Below are 14,431 nucleotides of genomic sequence, written 5' to 3' on the forward strand. Positions count from 1 at the left end.
CGTCTGAGTACCGGCACTCATGCCGGGCGGGCGTGACCCGGACCACACTCCCGTCATGACGCACATTCCGCCACCGGCCGAGGAGTTGCGGCTCCTGGATCTGGAGCTGCGCCGACTGGACGCCCGCCGGGCCCAGTTGCTGCACCGGCGGGCCTGGCTGGTCACGGCCCTCCACGCGGCCGCACCGCCTGCCCCCGCATCCGTCGCACCGCCCCGCCCGGAGGCCTCGGCGCCCCGGGTGCAGAACGTCCTGCTGCTGCTCGGCGGTGTCCTGCTGACTGTCGCGGCGATCGCGTTCACCCTGGTCAGCTGGGGTGAACTCGGCATCGCCGGACGTGCCCTGGTGCTGGGCGCCGTCACGGTGGCGGTGCTCGCCGCGCCGGTGCCGCTGCTGAAGCGGGGGCTGCGCTCGACGGCCGAGTCGGTGGCGGGCCTCGGGCTCGCGCTGACCGTGCTCGACGCGTACGCGCTGCACGAGGCCGCGCTGCCCGGCACGGGCGCCACGGGATACACCGCGGTCGCCGCGGCGGTGCTCGCGGCCCTGTGGGCGGCGTACGGTCTGCTGCCGCGCGCCTCGGCGCTGCGCCTGCCTCGGCCCGCGGCCCTGATGGCCGCCCAACTGCCGCTCGTCCTGGGCGCGGTGGCCGTCGACGCGGGTCCGTACGGAGTCACCCTGGCCCTGCTGGTGACGGCGGCCTGCGATGTGGCGGTGGCGCTGCGGGGACCGGCCGGGCCGGTCCGGCAGACCGCCGTCGTCGGCGCATCCGGCCTGGGCGTCGCGGGGGCGTGGGCCGCCGGCTGGCTGTCGTGGACGGCCACCGGCCCGAGCGCCGCCGCCCGTGCGGCGGCGCTCCTCCTCCTCGCGGCGGCCGTCGCGCTGACGGCGGCCCGGCATCCGTCGGCCGAGCGGCAGGCAGGCGGTCTGGCGGTCGCCGCCGGACTCCTCGTGGTCGCGGCGGCCGGCGGTGCGGTCCGGCCCGTGCTGCCCGCCCTGTGGACGGTCCCGGCGTATCTGGCCTGCGGGATCGCCCTGCTCGCCGTGACCCGGTCGGCCCGGCTGCCGCGGGCGGTGCGCCAGGGCCTGGTCCACGCCTCGGCCGCCATCCAGGGCCTGGCCCTGCTGTGGACGCTGCCGCTGGTGGCGGTCGCCCTCATGGGTCCGGCCGCCTGGATCGAGCGGGTGTGGTCGGGGGCGCCGGCGAGCACGCGCGCGGCGGTGACCGCCGACCTGCCGTGGCCCCCGTACTCCGGGACGGTCCCGGTCGTCCTGCTGGCGGTCGCCGGCGTCCTGGTCCTGGCGCGCGAGGCGGTGGGGCGTGCACGGGCCCTGACCGGTGCGCTGGGCCTCGGGTGGGCGACGGCGCTGGTGCTGCCGTCGGTGCTGGACGTCCCGTACGCCGTGGGCCTGGCGGCACTGGGGTGCCTCACCGCCGGTGCGCTCGCGGCGGCGACCTGGCCGCGGACGCCCGACCGGTCCTCGCCCCTCCACCTGACCGCGACGGTGCTGGCGCCGCTGACCACCCTGCCCCTCGTCCTGCTGTCCCTGGCCGGCCAGGGAGCGACCCTGACCGTGACGGCCGTCCTGACCGCGCTCTTCGCGGCGGCGTCCTGGACTCCGCGTCTCGCGCCGGTCACGGCCCCGGCCGCCCTCGTGTACGCCACCGCCCTCGCCTGCGCGTCGGGTGCCGCCGCCGACTGGCGGCCGCAGGACACGGCCGTGCTGGTCCTGGCGGTGCCGGTGGCGGCGGCCCTGCTCGCGGCCCGGCTCGGGGACACCGCGCGGGCGACGGTCCCGGTCGAGGTCACGGGTGCGGCGGCCGCACTGCTCGCCTTCGGTCTCGCCGCCGTCTCCGGCGACCTGCCGATGCTGGCCCTCGTGCTGGCGCTGTGCGGGGTGATCGCGTCCGGGACCGCCCTGCGCCCGGGCCGCCGTCCGGTCGCCTTCGCGGGCACCGCGCTGTTCGTGCTGGCCGCCTGGGTGCGCCTGGCGGCGTGGGACGTCGGCACCCCGGAGGCGTACACGCTGCCGGTCACGGTCCCGGCCCTGGCCGTCGGCGCCCTCGGCAGGCACCGCGACGCGCGGGTCTCCTCCTGGACGGCGTACGGTCCGGGGCTCGCGGCGACGCTGCTGCCGAGCCTGCTGGCCGCCTGGGGCGACACGCACTGGGCGCGCCCCCTGCTGCTGGGCCTGGCCGCGCTGGCGGTCACGCTGCTGGGCGCCCGTCACCACCTCCAGGCGCCGCTCCTGCTGGGCGGCACGGTGCTCGCCCTGGACGCCCTGCACGAACTCGCCCCGTACATCGCCCAGGTGACCGACGCGCTGCCGCGCTGGGTGCCCCCGGCGCTCGCCGGACTCCTGCTGCTGGCCGTGGGGGCGACGTACGAGCAGCGTCTGCGGGACGCCCGGCGGATGCGGGACTTCCTGGGCACCATGCGCTGACCCGGGACCGGCGGCGCATTCATCACGCCCTATTCGCGGGGGAATCCGATGGCATTCCGGAAGAGGTCCGGCGGATTCCCTTTGGAGACGCGGGTGTTGGAGTTCTTCGGGAAGTCCGGTACGGCTGAAAGTCCGTCTTGACCTGATCTTCGGATACTTCTTCCGGAAGAGCGTGATGGCCCTGTTGATCCTTTTCGGCCCGGTCGCCGGCACCCCACCGCAGGTAACGGATCGTCACCGTCCGCGGCGACCGTGCCCGCACACGCCGACGGCCCGCCTGTGGTCTCACAGGCGGGCCGTCGGATCCGGGTGGGCGATACTGGGTTCGAACCAGTGACCTCTTCGGTGTGAACGAAGCGCTCTCCCACTGAGCTAATCGCCCCGGCGCAGGAAGAACATTACCCCATGTCAGGGGGTGCGGGTGACCGCCCCGGACCGGCCCGCAGGGCCTCCGCGCCCCGCGCGCTCACTGGTCCTCGATCTTCCACGGCATGACGACGCCGAACTTCCACACGTAGATCCCCACCAGTACGGCGATGATCACCAGGCCGATCGAGGTCAGGACGATGTTGCGCCGGCGCACCCTCGGGTCGAGGGCCTTCTGCGCCGCCTCGGTGACCTTGCGCTTGGTCCAGCGCAGCACCAGCTGGGCCCAGACGAACTCGGTCGCCCAGATGGCCATGCCGCCGAAGATCACGACCCAGCCGGGCCCGGGCAGCGGCAGCATGATGATGCCGGCGACGACGACCGCCAGGCCGATGATGAAGACGCCCACCTGCCAGCTCAGGTGCAGCAGGCGCCGCGCCTTGACGAACTCGGGCGCCCGGGAGCCCAGGGCCCGCTCTCCGTCGTCCCGCGCCTTGCCCACCTGCGCCCCTTCGGACGCCACGACGGCGCCACCCGTCTCGTCACTCCCCGTATTCATACGGCCAAACCCTACCGGACCGAATCCGGTCACCGAGATGGTCGTACCGCACGAACGGGTTCTCGGCCGGAAGAGTTACGTAATCCCACGCAAAACACTCAGAGGGGTTTACAACGGCACCGTAGGTGGCATGTCGATTTCGCCGACGTGCGAATCCCCGAGCGCACACTGAGCGAAAGGCCCTGGCGCTTATGAACACCACGGTCAGCTGCGAGCTGCACCTGCGCCTCGTTGTGTCGAGCGAGTCCTCCCTGCCTGTCCCCGCAGGCCTGCGGTACGACACGGCCGACCCCTACGCCGTGCACGCCACCTTCCACACCGGAGCCGAGGAGACCGTCGAGTGGGTGTTCGCCCGCGACCTCCTCGCCGAGGGCCTCCACCGGCCCACCGGTACCGGCGACGTCCGTGTCTGGCCGTCGCGCAGTCATGGTCAGGGGGTCGTCTGCATCGCCCTGAGCTCTCCCGAGGGCGAGGCACTGCTCGAGGCCCCCGCGCGAGCCCTGGAGTCCTTCCTGAAGCGGACGGACGCCGCCGTGCCCCCCGGTACGGAACACCGTCACTTCGACCTCGACCAGGAGCTCTCGCACATCCTGGCGGAAAGCTAGGGCGAGATCCCCGCAAGCCGCCCGGCGCCGTCGACTCGGGGTGACGGCTCGGGCCAGGACAACCGCATAGGCAGGCCACCGGCGCCGTCCTCGCTGTCGCGAGGGCGGCGCCGGTGTGTTCGGGCCCGCGAGTCGTCCGGGGCCGCCGTGCGGCGCCCTGGGCCGCCGGACGGCCCGTCCGCCGCCGTGGGAACCGTGAGCGCTCCCCGGGCGTTGTATTCGAAGCCATGTGCGGACGACGGCGGTGTGCCGGCTGGGTGAGCCACTACCATCGGCCAGCATCGGCGGGCGCCCACGCCCACCCCCAGGCCAGGGAGCAGAACGTGCTGATCACCCATGACGCCCGGTGCGCACTCGATGTCGTGGTGGATCTGGTGAACACCGCGCCGGACGAGGACGGCGCCGAGGACGGGCTGTCGGACATCACGGCCCTCGCCGACTTCGTGCGAAGGCACGACATCAGCGATGTCGGGGTGCTGTCCGAGTTCGACCTGTCGGCGGTGCGCAAGGTGCGCGGACGGTTCGCGTCGATCTTCGCGGCGGCCGATCCGAGGGCCGCGGCCGGGCTGATCAACGAACTGGTGGCGGCCGCGGGGACCACTCCGCGCCTGACCGACCACGACGGCCACGGCTGGCACGTGCACTACTTCGCGCCCGGCGCCTCGGTCGCGGACCATCTCGCGGCGGACTGCGGCATGGCGCTGGCCTTCTTCGTGGTGGCCGGGGAGCAGGAGCGGCTGCGGCGCTGCGAGGCCCCGGACTGCCGGCACGCCTTCGTGGACCTCTCGCGCAACCGTTCCCGCCGGTACTGCGACAGCCGGACCTGCGGCAACCGCCTGCATGTGGCCGCCTACCGGGCGCGCCGCAAGGAGGCCACCGGCTGAGACGCCGGACGGAGTGTCGACGCGGGCCCCGGCGGGTGGCGCCGGGGACCGCGGGTACGGCTCAGAGCAGCAGCAGATCGTGCAGCGCGCCCATGAGCAGCAGACACCCGATCACCGCAAGGAAGATCATCAGCGGTGGCTGGGAAAGGGCGAAGAGGCACCCGCGAGGCTCGTCCTGAGGTGGCGCGGCCTCGCTCTGTGTCGTGTCCAGCATCTCGCGGGTGATGATGGCGCAGATCATCCCCGCTTCGCGATCAACGCGCCCGGAATGAGCGGGTGTTCGCCGTTATCCGTGAGGTCCGGTCCGAATCGTGATCGTTTCAGGGCGGCGCGGCGACCCACTGTGTCGCTTCCGCCCTGGTGGGCCGGGTCAGATGCCGTGCTTCTTCAGGATGGCCTCGATGTCGCTGAAGTCGTCGGCGGGCTCGGCGCGCGGGGCCTTCGCGGGCCGCTTCGACGGCGTGGACCCCTCCCCCAGCGAGGGCGCGGAGGCCGCCGGAGCCACCGCCTCGCGGCCCTCGGCCGCACGGGCCTCCTTGCGCTCCTTGCGGGTGCCGCCTCTGCGGCGCTCCACCGCGCGCGTGCTCGCGAACAGCACCCAGGCCAGCCCGAGGACCCCGAAGCCCGCCCAGGCCGTCGGGCTGAAGGCGGTGTCGGCCAGCCACTCCACCACGCCGGTCATCACCAGCCCCAGGGGCACCAGCGCGTACGCCGCGATGCGCGTGGCCGCGAGGAAACGCTTGCGGTACGCCGTGACCGCCGCGATGCCCAGGCCGGCCGCGGCGACGGCGGAACAGACGGTCTCGGCAATCATCCGGTCCTCCAGGCGGGCTGCGTCCGACAGGGCTTTCGTCCCTTCCATCCTGCACCGTCGCCACCCGGCGCGGCCACGGCTCGGGCCGACATCAGGGAGATCTCCGGGTCGTCTCCTCCGCAGGTGCCGGTCGCGGGCCGGATTGGGCCGCCCCGGCCGGGACTGGGAGACTGGGGACCATGAACGACTCCTCCCCCGACCGCGCCGCCGTCGTCCTCGACTTCTGGTGCGAGCTCCAGTGCCCCGACTGCCGGGGCGCCCTGGACGATCTGCGCGCCCTGCGCGCCCGCTACGGCGACCGCCTGGAGCTGCGGCTGCGGCACTTCCCGCTGGAGAAGCACAAGCACGCCTTCGCCGCCGCGCAGGCCGCCGAGGAGGCCCTGGAGCAGGGGCAGGGCTGGCCGTACGTCGAGGCCGTGCTCGGCCGGGTCGAGGAGCTGGACCGCCAGGGCGAACCCTTCCTGATCGAGGTGGCCCGCGAACTCGGCCTGGACGCGGAGGAGTTCGACACCGCGCTGATCGACGGGCGGCACATCCTGATCGTCGACGCCGACCAGGCCGAGGGCAAGGCGATCGGTGTGACCGGCACCCCCACCTATGTGATCGACGGTGAGCGCCTCGACGGCGGCAAGAGCCAGGAGGGGCTGCGCGAGCGTGTCGAGGAGATCGTGGACCGGCTGCTGGCGGAGCAGGCGGGGGCCTGACGGCCGCTACAGCAGCGCCTTGTACAGGGCGTACACGGTCGTCTCGTAGCCGAGCGAGTCGTACAGCCGCTCGGCCGCCGTGTTGCCCGCGAAGACGTTGAGGCCGATCAACCGGTGCCCGTCGGCGATCGCCCGGCGCTCGGCCTGGAGCATCAGCGAGCGGCCGTGGCCCCGGCCCCGGTGCTCGGGACGCGTCTCGACGTCGTACACATAGGCGCGGCCCTGCCGGGTGCCGACCCAGACGGTGCCCACCGGTGTCCCCTCGTGCTCCAGGACGTCGATGGTGGTGCCCGGCGTGGCGAGCCCCTGGGGCAGGAGTGCCTCGTGGTCGAGCTGGGACTTGACCCGGGCCTCGTCCTCGGGGACGCCGCGCTCGACCCAGCTGCGGACGTAGTCCTCGTCGCTCTTGACCAGCCACGCCGCGTACTCGGGCCCGGTCATGGGCCGCGCGTGGATGCCCGCGGGGAGCGGGGGCGGGGTGGCGCCGAGGGCCTTGGCCATGCCCCGGTTGCGCAGCAGGTAGCCGAGGGCGGTGACCAGGCGCAGCGCCGGGACGGCGTCCCCGGGGACGGTCACCTCGATGCGGTGGCAGCCCCAGCCGCGCGCCACCTCCTCCGCGGCGAGGGCGGCGACGGTGGCCCGGCCGCGCCGCCGGTCGGCCTCCTCGATGCGCAGTTCCGTCATCCGGGCCACGCCCTCGCCGAAGACGGGGTGCGTGCCCAGCAGGAGGACGCCCACCGGGCGCCCGTTCACACACACCTGGTAGCGGCGCGAACGGGTCCCGTCGGCGTGGTGCTGAAGCGGCTCGGTCGGCCGCAGGGTCGTGGTCATCAGGTGAGTTCTACCCAGCGGGCCGCGTCACCGGCAGCCGAATTCCCGGTCACGGGTCCAGGTCGTCGCCGGAGCGCTCCTCGAAGATCCGCATGGCCTTGGCGGTCACCGGTCCCGGCGCGCCCGGCAGTTCGCGGTCGTCGACGCGGTGCACGGCCTGGACGTCCCGCAGGGTGGAGGTGAGGAAGACCTCGTCGGCCCGCTCCAGCACGTCCAGCGGCAGGTCGGTCTCCTTGGCGCCGGTCCACTCGACGGTGAGGGCGCGGGTGATGCCGGCGAGGCAGCCCGAGGCGACCGGCGGGGTGTGGATCTCGCCGTCCAGGACGACGAAGACGTTGGAGCCGGTGCCCTCGCAGAGCTGCCCGACTGTGTTGGCGAACAGCGCCTCGGACGCGCCGCGTTCGTGGGCGCGGGCGAGCGCGACGACGTTCTCGGCGTACGAGGTGGTCTTCAGGCCGGTGAGCGCGCCCCGCTCGTTGCGCGTCCAGGGGACCGTGATCACGGCCGTGCTGTCGGGGCGGCGGCTGGTCTCGCCGAGGGCGACGACGAGCGTGGGGCCGTGCTCGCCGCGGTCGGAGCCGAGCGGGCCCTGCCCGCCGGTGTAGGTGATGCGCAGCCGGCCGAGCGGCATCGGGTTGGCCTCGAGGACGGCGGCGCAGGCGCGGCGGACCTCGTCGTGGTCGGGGGCGGGCAGGCCGAGCCCCAGCGCCGAGCGCGTCAGCCGGTCGAGGTGCCGGGTCAGCGCGAACAGCCGTCCGTCCACCGCCTTCACGGTCTCGAAGATGCCGTCGCCCACGGTGAGACCGTGGTCGAAGACGGAGACGCGGGCGGTCTCGATGTCCTTCAGCCCGCCGTCGAGCCAGATCTTCACGGTTGCAGTCCCTCTCCACTCACCTCGTACGCGCCCGACGCTACCGCGAGCAGCCGGGACGCCTTCAGCTCGGTCTCCCGCCACTCCCCCTCGGGGTCCGATCCCCAGGTGATCCCGGCGCCGGTGCCGAAACGCAGCGCGCCCGCGTCCCGGTCGATCCAGAAGGTCCGTATGCCGACGGCCAGCTCGCCGGTGCCGCGGTCGGCGTCGACCCAGCCGATCCCTCCGCAGTACGGTCCGCGCGGCGCCGTCTCCAGCGCGTCGATGATCCGCAGCGCGCTGGACTTGGGCGCGCCGGTGACGGAGCCGGGCGGGAAGGCGGCGTCGAGGAGTTCGGGCCAGCCGGCGCCGGGGCGCAGTTCACCGCGGACGGTGGAGACCAGGTGCACGAGCCCCGGGTGCTTCTCGACGGCGCACAGGTCGGGGACGGACACCGAGCCGGTGGCGCAGACCCGGCCGATGTCGTTGCGCACCAGGTCGACGATCATCACGTTCTCGGCGTAGTCCTTCTCCAGGAGGTCCGCCTCGGTGCGGCCGGTGCCCTTGATCGGCCCGGACTCCACGACACGCCCGTCGCGGCGCAGGAACAGCTCGGGCGAGGCGGTGGCGATCTCCACGCCGTGCCCGGGCAGCCGAATCGTTCCGGCATACGGCGCCGGGTTGCCACGCGCGAGGAGCGCGGTCAGCGCGTCGACGTCGGCGTCCGCCGCGACGGGCGCGCTCAGTACGCGGCAGAGGTTGGCCTGGTAGACCTCGCCGGCCGCGATGTGCTCGCGGATGCGCCGCACCCCGGCCGTGTACGCGGCGCGGTCGAGAGATGACGTCCAGTCACCGGCCGCCGGTCCGGCCCAGGCGCCCGGCACCGGCGCGGGCACCTCCTCCCGCCGTACGTCGCGGAAGCGGGCGCAGGTCAGGGCACCCTCGAAGTCGGCGCAGACGGCCCAGAAGCCGCTGGAGTCGAGGGCCGCGGGGTCACTGGTGACGTCCAGGAGACCGGTGGCGACGCGGTCGCCGAAACGGGCGAGAGGCGGGAGGTCGTGCACGCCGTCGAGTCTATGGCCGGTGCCCCCGCGGTGAGCTGGCCCTGTCCTCTCGGGACGGTCCCCCGGCTCGCCGAGCAGGTGAGGCGCAGCACGCTGCGCAAACGCGTTTTTGTGCTGGCCCCGGAATCCGCTAGAGTTCAACTCGTCGCCGGGCCGCGCGAGCGGGACGGAAACGACAAGCGGACGTAGCTCAGTTGGTAGAGCGCAACCTTGCCAAGGTTGAGGTCGCGAGTTCGAGCCTCGTCGTCCGCTCGAAGGAACAAGGGGATCTTCCCGAGCCCCTCACTCCTGGTGGAGTGGCCGAGAGGCGAGGCAACGGCCTGCAAAGCCGTCTACACGGGTTCAAATCCCGTCTCCACCTCCAAGGACGATTAGCTCAGCGGGAGAGCGCTTCCCTGACACGGAAGAGGTCACTGGTTCAATCCCAGTATCGTCCACTGGATCTCCGGATCCTGGGTCTGCGAAGATCCGAACCCCGCGCGATTAGCTCAGCGGGAGAGCGCTTCCCTGACACGGAAGAGGTCACTGGTTCAATCCCAGTATCGCGCACGCAGTGCCCACGGCCCCCGGTCGTGGTCCCGAGGACGATTAGCTCAGCGGGAGAGCGCTTCCCTGACACGGAAGAGGTCACTGGTTCAATCCCAGTATCGTCCACACCCCGAAGCCCCCCGGTCGACGACCGGGGGGCTTCTTCGTGGTCCGGCGGCTCAGCTGGAGAACAGCATGTGGCCGAAGCTCTTGTGGCGGCGGTGGCCGTAGTGGGCGCCGTGACCGCCGTGCGGGGCACCCCACGCCGGGGCCTGCGGGGCGGCCGGGTAGGCCTGCGGGGCGGCCGGGGGCGGCGGCGCCGGCTGGGTCCACTGGGACTCCAGGCGGGTCAGGGCCTCCAGCTCGCCGTAGTCCAGGAAGATCCCGCGGCAGCCGCTGCACTGCTCGATCTGGACGCCGTTGCGGTTGTAGGTGTGCATCGGCGCATGGCACTTCGGACACTGCATCGTTCGGCTCAACTCCCTGCCGGTCGGTCCTGCTTCGCGTCTCGCCAGGACAGACTCTGCCCGGCTGCGGTCGGTTGCACCCTACGTCGGGGAAGTCCGGGTCAACTCGGGCGGGACAGGCACCATTCGGTCACAGGCGTCCACCAGGCACTGTTCGACCTCGTCCAGCGGGCGTCTTTCCTCCTCCGCCTTGGTGATCGCCCTGGCCGCCGTCTGCACGGTGAGGGCGCGGGCCGGGACGTCCAGCGCGGGCCAGGGGTCGCCCTCGCCGGGGACGGCGGTGCCGCCGGCGGCCCGGTAGGCGGTCAGGAAGCGGCTCCACTCGTCGGGCGGGAGCAGGCCGCAGGCGTACCAGGCGGCGGGGCGGGCCAGGTCCCAGGCGGGCACGCCGGTGCCGAGGTCGTCGACGTCGATCAGCAGCCACGGGCCGTCGGGCGCCGGATGCCGGACGAGCTGGCCGAGGTGGAAGTCGCCGTGACACAGGGCGTCCGGCGCCTGGTGCGGGGCGTCGGCGCGGGCCCAGGCCGGGAGGGTGTCCCAGGCGCGCAGGACCGCGGTGGCCGCCGTGCCCGGGGCGGCGGTGGAGCGGAGCCGCGTCAAGGCGTGGGCGGCCTTCACCGGTCCCCGCATCGCGGGCAAGCCGGCCGGGACGGGGGTGCGGTGCAGGCCCGCGAGCAGCGTGGCCGCCTGTTCCCAGGGCGCCGCGTCGGGATCGGCGGGGTCCACGGGGCGGCCGTACGGCCAGCAGGTGACGAGGCGGCCGCGCAGATCGGTGGGCCCGGGGTGAGCGGGGCCAGGAGGAGGCCGGGGAGCCGGGCGGCGACGGCGAGGCGGGGGACCAGGTCGGCCGGGGTGCTGTCCGGGGGGTGGGCCTTGGCCACGGTGCCGGCGTGCCGGACGACCGTGGCGTCGGGGCGGTCGGCGAGGGTGACGGCCGTGCAGGAGCCGCAGTCCGGGGCGAGGGAGTGGGCCGTGGCCTCGGCGTGCGCGGCGAGGTCGGGCAACAGGGAAGGGGCGGTCACTTGGGTCCCTCGCAGGCGGGTCGGCTGGGGCGAGCGTACGCGTACGCCGCCGGCCCGGACAGAGCCGGTGCCGGACAGAGCAATGCCGGCGCAGCTCCCCAGCTGCGCCGGCATCTGTGCCGTCCGCCGCACCCCCGTCCCCACGGGGTTTCATGGATGGATGTCCCCGCCCGGACCGCTCTTCCGGGCCTGGGGTCGCCGCTCAGCGCCCCAGCATCACACCCACGGACGACGCCTGTGTGGCCACCGTCTCCCACCCGTCGAAGACGAGGAGGAGCAGGGCCGCCAGGGGAAGGGCCATGAGCGTCGCCACCAGCGGGTGGCGGCGGCCCTGGCGGCGGGGGCGCGGCAGGAGGCGCGCCTGGGTGCGGAGCAGTGCCCGCGGTGCCGTCTGGGCCATGGTCCCTCTCCTGACCTGTGTCGGATGTCGTCTGCAGCGGCGGGCGTCTGACCTCGGGGGACGAGTGCTGCACCCGCCGCTTGACCTCAAATCTAGGGGCGCGTCCCGTTCCGCACGTCATGCCCTCGTACCGATTGGCGGGCCTCCCGGAGGATGAGCGCCCGTGGGCGGCGTACTCCCCTGGGTGGAGACCGGCGTGCGGGTCTCGGGGTCTTCCCGGAGGGGACGTCCGGTCCGCCCGTTTTCTCCCAGGTGTCCCCCGGGGTGCGGGCAGGCCCCACCGGGTGACTTCTCTCACTCGGCGCCGGCCGACGGGCCCGCGATCTTCGGGTCGCGTCCCTCCCCGTCCGCCGCCGACGGCGGGGTGGGGCCGGCGTCCCGCTCCCCTGTCCTCCTCGTCACGTCATGAGTCGACGTGGACCCAACCTCCCTTTCCTCTTTACGGGTTGACCCGATCGGGGTGGTGAAGTCGCTTTGTGTGTCAGCTCTCTGACCGGCTTTCACCTTCGTGGTCCGTGCCCGACAATCCACCGGGCCGAGAGGGCGCGGCCTCTGCGCGCGGCGGCCCGTGGAAACGTAAGCTGTGGCACGTCACACGGACCGGGCAGCGGGGATGAACATGGCGATGATGCGCCTGAGGCGCGAGGACCCGCGCGTCGTCGGATCGTTCAGGCTTCACAGACGGCTGGGCGCGGGCGGAATGGGCGTCGTGTACCTGGGCTCCGACAAGAAGGGGCAGCGGGTCGCGCTCAAGGTGATCCGGCCCGACCTGGCAGAGGACCAGGAGTTCCGCTCCAGGTTCGCGCGGGAGGTCTCGGCGGCGCGGCGGATCCGGGGCGGGTGCACGGCCCGGCTGGTGGCCGCCGATCTGGAGGCGGAGCGCCCCTGGTTCGCCACGCAGTACGTGCCCGGCCCCTCCCTGCACGACAAGGTCGCCGACGAGGGCCCGCTGGGGGCCGCGGAGGTCGCCGCCGTGGGGGCCGCCCTGTCCGAGGGGCTGGTCGCCGTCCACGAGGCCGGGGTCGTGCACCGGGATCTGAAGCCGTCCAACATCCTGCTGTCGCCGAAGGGGCCGCGGATCATCGACTTCGGCATCGCCTGGGCCACGGGCGCCTCGACCCTCACCCATGTCGGCACGGCGGTCGGCTCGCCGGGCTTCCTCGCACCGGAGCAGGTGCGCGGCGCCGCCGTCACCCCGGCCACGGACGTCTTCTCCCTGGGCGCCACGCTCGCGTACGCGTCGATGGGCGACTCGCCGTTCGGGCACGGCAGTTCCGAGGTGATGCTGTACCGCGTCGTGCACGAGGAGGCGCAGCTGCACGGGGTGCCGGACGCCCTCGCGCCGCTGGTGCGCGCCTGCCTGGCGAAGGACCCCGAGGAGCGGCCCAGCACCCTGCAGCTGTCGCTGCGTCTGAAGGAGATCGCCGCCCGGGAGGCGCAGGGGCTCGGGGACGTACGCCCGCCGGCGCAGCGCGCCGCCGAGGCGGACCGGGTCACCGGACGGCTCGCCGACACGTATCCGGAGCCGCAGCGGGTGCAGCGGCGCTCACCCGGCACTCCCCCGCCCCGGGGCGCGGCCGGACCGCGCGGCGGCGGAGCGGGCCGGGTGCCCGGGCCTCCCCGGGACGGTTCCTCGCCGCGGACCGGCGGGGGTTCCGCGCCGCGCACCGGTGGAGGTTCCGCGTCCCGTGCGGGGTCCCGGCCGACGCCCGCGCCGCGCGGCACCCCCCGCAAGGGCGGCCGGCCCGCGACGCGCGGCGGCACGGGCCGTACGGCTCCGCGGAACACGGGGACCGGGCGCCGGCCCGCCAATCCGCAACTGCTGCGGCAGCGGCTGTTCGTGTTCGTCGTGGTGACGCTGCTCGTGGCGCTCGGCATCGCGGCCGCCCAGGGCTGCCAGGGCCCGGACCGAGGCCTCGGCGGCACCGGCGGCGGGCGTCCCGCGCAGGAACAGCGGGTGGCGCCGGACCACAAGACGATGGACGGGCGGTACTCGTCCGAGTTCCAGATCCCGGAGTAGCCGTCAGGCCTCGGGGCGGCCCGTGGCCACGGCGTAGAAGGCGACGGCGGCCGCGGCGCCCACGTTGAGGGAGTCGACGCCGTGCGACATGGGGATGCGGACCCATTCGTCGGCGGCGGCCAGGGCCTGCCTGGACAGGCCGCCGCCCTCGGCGCCGAGCATCAGGGCCACCCGGTCCATCCGGTGCGGGGCGGCCTGGTCGAGGGTCTTCGCCTTCTCGTCCGGGGTGAGGGCGAGCAGGGAGAAGCCGGCCTCGCGGACGGTCTCCAGCGCCTTGGGCCAGGGTTCCAGACGGGCGTACGGCACGGAGAAGACGGCGCCCATCGAGACCTTGACGCTTCGGCGGTACAGCGGGTCGGCGCAGTCCGGGGAGAGCAGGACGGCGTCCATGCCGAGGGCCGCGGCGGAGCGGAAGATCGCGCCGATGTTGGTGTGGTCGTTGACCGATTCCATGACCACGACCCGGCGGGCGGTGTGCAGCAGGTCGGTGGCGCTGGGCAGCGGCTTGCGCTGCATGGACGCCAGCGCGCCGCGGTGCACGTGGTAGCCGGTGACCTGTTCGGCGAGGTCGGGGCTGACCGCGTAGACGGGTGCCGGGAGTTCGTCGATGACGTCGCGCATCACGTCGATCCACTTGGCCGACAGCAGCATCGAGCGCATCTCGTAGCCGGCTTCCTTGGCCCGTCTGATGACCTTCTCGCCCTCGGCGATGAACAGGCCCTCGGCGGGTTCGCGGCGCCGGCGCAGGTCGACGTCGGTCAGGCCCGTGTAGTCGCGCAGACGCGGGTCGTCGGGGTCGTCGACGGTGATGAGATCGGCCACGGAGTGATACTGCCTTGTCCTGGGTGGGGTGCCTACGGTGCGGGGCGGGACTGAT

General features: G+C 73.7%; 14 protein-coding genes, 6 tRNA genes and 1 pseudogene. 10 read left to right on the forward strand and 11 right to left on the reverse strand.

The features are described 5' to 3' along the window. Positions 1 to 55 precede the first annotated feature (55 nt). Complete coding sequence (locus tag F8R89_RS06640; RefSeq protein ID WP_192806057.1) at positions 56 to 2,440, forward strand: SCO7613 C-terminal domain-containing membrane protein; 2,385 nt, start codon at positions 56 to 58, stop codon at positions 2,438 to 2,440. Positions 2,441 to 2,750: 310 nt separating this feature from the next. Here the strand turns inward: F8R89_RS06640 and F8R89_RS06650 are convergent. Beyond that, positions 2,751 to 2,822 (reverse strand) — tRNA-Val (locus F8R89_RS06650). Positions 2,823 to 2,906: 84 nt separating this feature from the next. Further along, positions 2,907 to 3,365: a TIGR02611 family protein gene (locus F8R89_RS06655; RefSeq protein ID WP_151783087.1), complete on the reverse strand. Its 459-nt coding sequence runs from the start codon at positions 3,363 to 3,365 to the stop codon at positions 2,907 to 2,909. A gap of 191 nt (positions 3,366 to 3,556) precedes the next feature. Between F8R89_RS06655 and F8R89_RS06660 the strand changes: the two genes are divergently transcribed. Beyond that, the gene (locus tag F8R89_RS06660) at positions 3,557 to 3,970 is read left to right on the forward strand and encodes an SsgA family sporulation/cell division regulator (RefSeq protein ID WP_004002642.1); all 414 of its coding nucleotides are present in this window, start codon (positions 3,557 to 3,559) and stop codon (positions 3,968 to 3,970) included. A 323-nt stretch (positions 3,971 to 4,293) separates the two neighbouring features. After that, on the forward strand, positions 4,294 to 4,854 hold the full coding sequence (locus F8R89_RS06665) for a CGNR zinc finger domain-containing protein (protein WP_151783088.1): 561 nt from the start codon (positions 4,294 to 4,296) through the stop codon (positions 4,852 to 4,854). A 61-nt stretch (positions 4,855 to 4,915) separates the two neighbouring features. On the opposite strand, the gene F8R89_RS06670 is transcribed toward F8R89_RS06665, so the two are convergent. Continuing rightward, entirely contained in the window at positions 4,916 to 5,095 is a 180-nt protein-coding gene (locus tag F8R89_RS06670; protein WP_151783089.1) for a hypothetical protein, read from the reverse strand. A gap of 129 nt (positions 5,096 to 5,224) precedes the next feature. Then, positions 5,225 to 5,668 carry a hypothetical protein gene (locus F8R89_RS06675; RefSeq protein WP_151783090.1) on the reverse strand — a complete coding sequence of 148 codons (444 nt, stop codon included), beginning with the start codon at positions 5,666 to 5,668 and terminating at the stop codon, positions 5,225 to 5,227. 179 nt (positions 5,669 to 5,847) lie between these two features. On the opposite strand from F8R89_RS06675, the gene F8R89_RS06680 reads away from it, so the two are divergent. Further along, positions 5,848 to 6,372, forward strand: a complete 525-nt coding sequence (locus F8R89_RS06680; RefSeq protein ID WP_192806058.1) for a DsbA family protein — start codon at positions 5,848 to 5,850, stop codon at positions 6,370 to 6,372. A gap of 6 nt (positions 6,373 to 6,378) precedes the next feature. On the opposite strand, the gene F8R89_RS06685 is transcribed toward F8R89_RS06680, so the two are convergent. The 3 genes from F8R89_RS06685 to F8R89_RS06695 are packed head-to-tail and all read right to left on the reverse strand — an operon-like array spanning position 6,379 to position 9,117. Continuing rightward, positions 6,379 to 7,203 carry a GNAT family N-acetyltransferase gene (locus F8R89_RS06685; protein ID WP_151783092.1) on the reverse strand — a complete coding sequence of 275 codons (825 nt, stop codon included), beginning with the start codon at positions 7,201 to 7,203 and terminating at the stop codon, positions 6,379 to 6,381. 49 nt (positions 7,204 to 7,252) lie between these two features. Continuing rightward, entirely contained in the window at positions 7,253 to 8,074 is an 822-nt protein-coding gene (locus F8R89_RS06690; protein ID WP_151783093.1) for an aminotransferase class IV, read from the reverse strand. After that, positions 8,071 to 9,117: a chorismate-binding protein gene (locus F8R89_RS06695; RefSeq protein ID WP_192806059.1), complete on the reverse strand. Its 1,047-nt coding sequence runs from the start codon at positions 9,115 to 9,117 to the stop codon at positions 8,071 to 8,073. The genes F8R89_RS06690 and F8R89_RS06695 overlap by 4 nt, the downstream gene beginning before the upstream one ends. Positions 9,118 to 9,296: 179 nt before the next feature. Here F8R89_RS06695 and F8R89_RS06700 point away from each other — a divergent pair. The 5 genes from F8R89_RS06700 (at position 9,297) to F8R89_RS06720 (ending at position 9,771) form a co-directional block, all read left to right on the forward strand. Continuing rightward, positions 9,297 to 9,369: transfer RNA gene (locus F8R89_RS06700), tRNA-Gly, on the forward strand. 38 nt (positions 9,370 to 9,407) lie between these two features. Further along, positions 9,408 to 9,481 (forward strand) — tRNA-Cys (locus tag F8R89_RS06705). A gap of 1 nt (position 9,482) precedes the next feature. Continuing rightward, a tRNA-Val gene (locus F8R89_RS06710) sits at positions 9,483 to 9,554 on the forward strand. Positions 9,555 to 9,594: 40 nt separating this feature from the next. Beyond that, positions 9,595 to 9,666: transfer RNA gene (locus F8R89_RS06715), tRNA-Val, on the forward strand. Between the two features lie 33 nt (positions 9,667 to 9,699). Next, a tRNA-Val gene (locus F8R89_RS06720) sits at positions 9,700 to 9,771 on the forward strand. A 53-nt stretch (positions 9,772 to 9,824) separates the two neighbouring features. On the opposite strand, the gene F8R89_RS06725 is transcribed toward F8R89_RS06720, so the two are convergent. The 3 genes and pseudogenes from F8R89_RS06725 to F8R89_RS06735 all read right to left on the reverse strand — a co-directional run bounded on the left by F8R89_RS06725 (position 9,825) and on the right by F8R89_RS06735 (position 11,534). After that, on the reverse strand, positions 9,825 to 10,112 hold the full coding sequence (locus F8R89_RS06725) for a zf-TFIIB domain-containing protein (protein WP_151783095.1): 288 nt from the start codon (positions 10,110 to 10,112) through the stop codon (positions 9,825 to 9,827). An 81-nt stretch (positions 10,113 to 10,193) separates the two neighbouring features. Continuing rightward, positions 10,194 to 11,134: pseudogene (locus F8R89_RS06730) on the reverse strand (phosphotransferase family protein). A 202-nt stretch (positions 11,135 to 11,336) separates the two neighbouring features. Next, a complete protein-coding gene (locus tag F8R89_RS06735; RefSeq protein ID WP_151783096.1) occupies positions 11,337 to 11,534 on the reverse strand; it encodes a hypothetical protein in 198 nt (65 codons plus the stop codon). A gap of 613 nt (positions 11,535 to 12,147) precedes the next feature. On the opposite strand from F8R89_RS06735, the gene F8R89_RS06740 reads away from it, so the two are divergent. Beyond that, positions 12,148 to 13,554, forward strand: coding sequence for a serine/threonine-protein kinase (locus tag F8R89_RS06740; protein ID WP_192806343.1), 1,407 nt, complete (start codon positions 12,148 to 12,150; stop codon positions 13,552 to 13,554). Positions 13,555 to 13,557: 3 nt separating this feature from the next. On the opposite strand, the gene F8R89_RS06745 is transcribed toward F8R89_RS06740, so the two are convergent. Beyond that, complete coding sequence (locus F8R89_RS06745) at positions 13,558 to 14,376, reverse strand: TrmH family RNA methyltransferase (RefSeq protein WP_151783098.1); 819 nt, start codon at positions 14,374 to 14,376, stop codon at positions 13,558 to 13,560. Positions 14,377 to 14,431 lie beyond the last annotated feature (55 nt).

Origin of the sequence: Streptomyces sp. SS1-1, from assembly GCF_008973465.1 — a bacterium.
Taxonomy (GTDB): Bacteria; Actinomycetota; Actinomycetes; order Streptomycetales; family Streptomycetaceae; genus Streptomyces.

What these genes read in the sequence shown, in the direction of transcription:
- F8R89_RS06680 (WP_192806058.1), top strand. Translation starts at nt 5,848, where the DNA reads ATGAACGACTCCTCCCCCGACCGCGCCGCCGTCGTCCTCGACTTCTGG.
- F8R89_RS06655 (WP_151783087.1), bottom strand. Translation starts at nt 3,365, where the DNA reads ATGAATACGGGGAGTGACGAGACGGGTGGCGCCGTCGTGGCGTCCGAA.
- F8R89_RS06670 (WP_151783089.1), bottom strand. Translation starts at nt 5,095, where the DNA reads ATGATCTGCGCCATCATCACCCGCGAGATGCTGGACACGACACAGAGC.
- F8R89_RS06640 (WP_192806057.1), top strand. Translation starts at nt 56, where the DNA reads ATGACGCACATTCCGCCACCGGCCGAGGAGTTGCGGCTCCTGGATCTG.
- F8R89_RS06675 (WP_151783090.1), bottom strand. Translation starts at nt 5,668, where the DNA reads ATGATTGCCGAGACCGTCTGTTCCGCCGTCGCCGCGGCCGGCCTGGGC.
- F8R89_RS06735 (WP_151783096.1), bottom strand. Translation starts at nt 11,534, where the DNA reads ATGGCCCAGACGGCACCGCGGGCACTGCTCCGCACCCAGGCGCGCCTC.
- F8R89_RS06725 (WP_151783095.1), bottom strand. Translation starts at nt 10,112, where the DNA reads ATGCAGTGTCCGAAGTGCCATGCGCCGATGCACACCTACAACCGCAAC.
- F8R89_RS06740 (WP_192806343.1), top strand. Translation starts at nt 12,148, where the DNA reads ATGAACATGGCGATGATGCGCCTGAGGCGCGAGGACCCGCGCGTCGTC.
- F8R89_RS06685 (WP_151783092.1), bottom strand. Translation starts at nt 7,203, where the DNA reads ATGACCACGACCCTGCGGCCGACCGAGCCGCTTCAGCACCACGCCGAC.
- F8R89_RS06660 (WP_004002642.1), top strand. Translation starts at nt 3,557, where the DNA reads ATGAACACCACGGTCAGCTGCGAGCTGCACCTGCGCCTCGTTGTGTCG.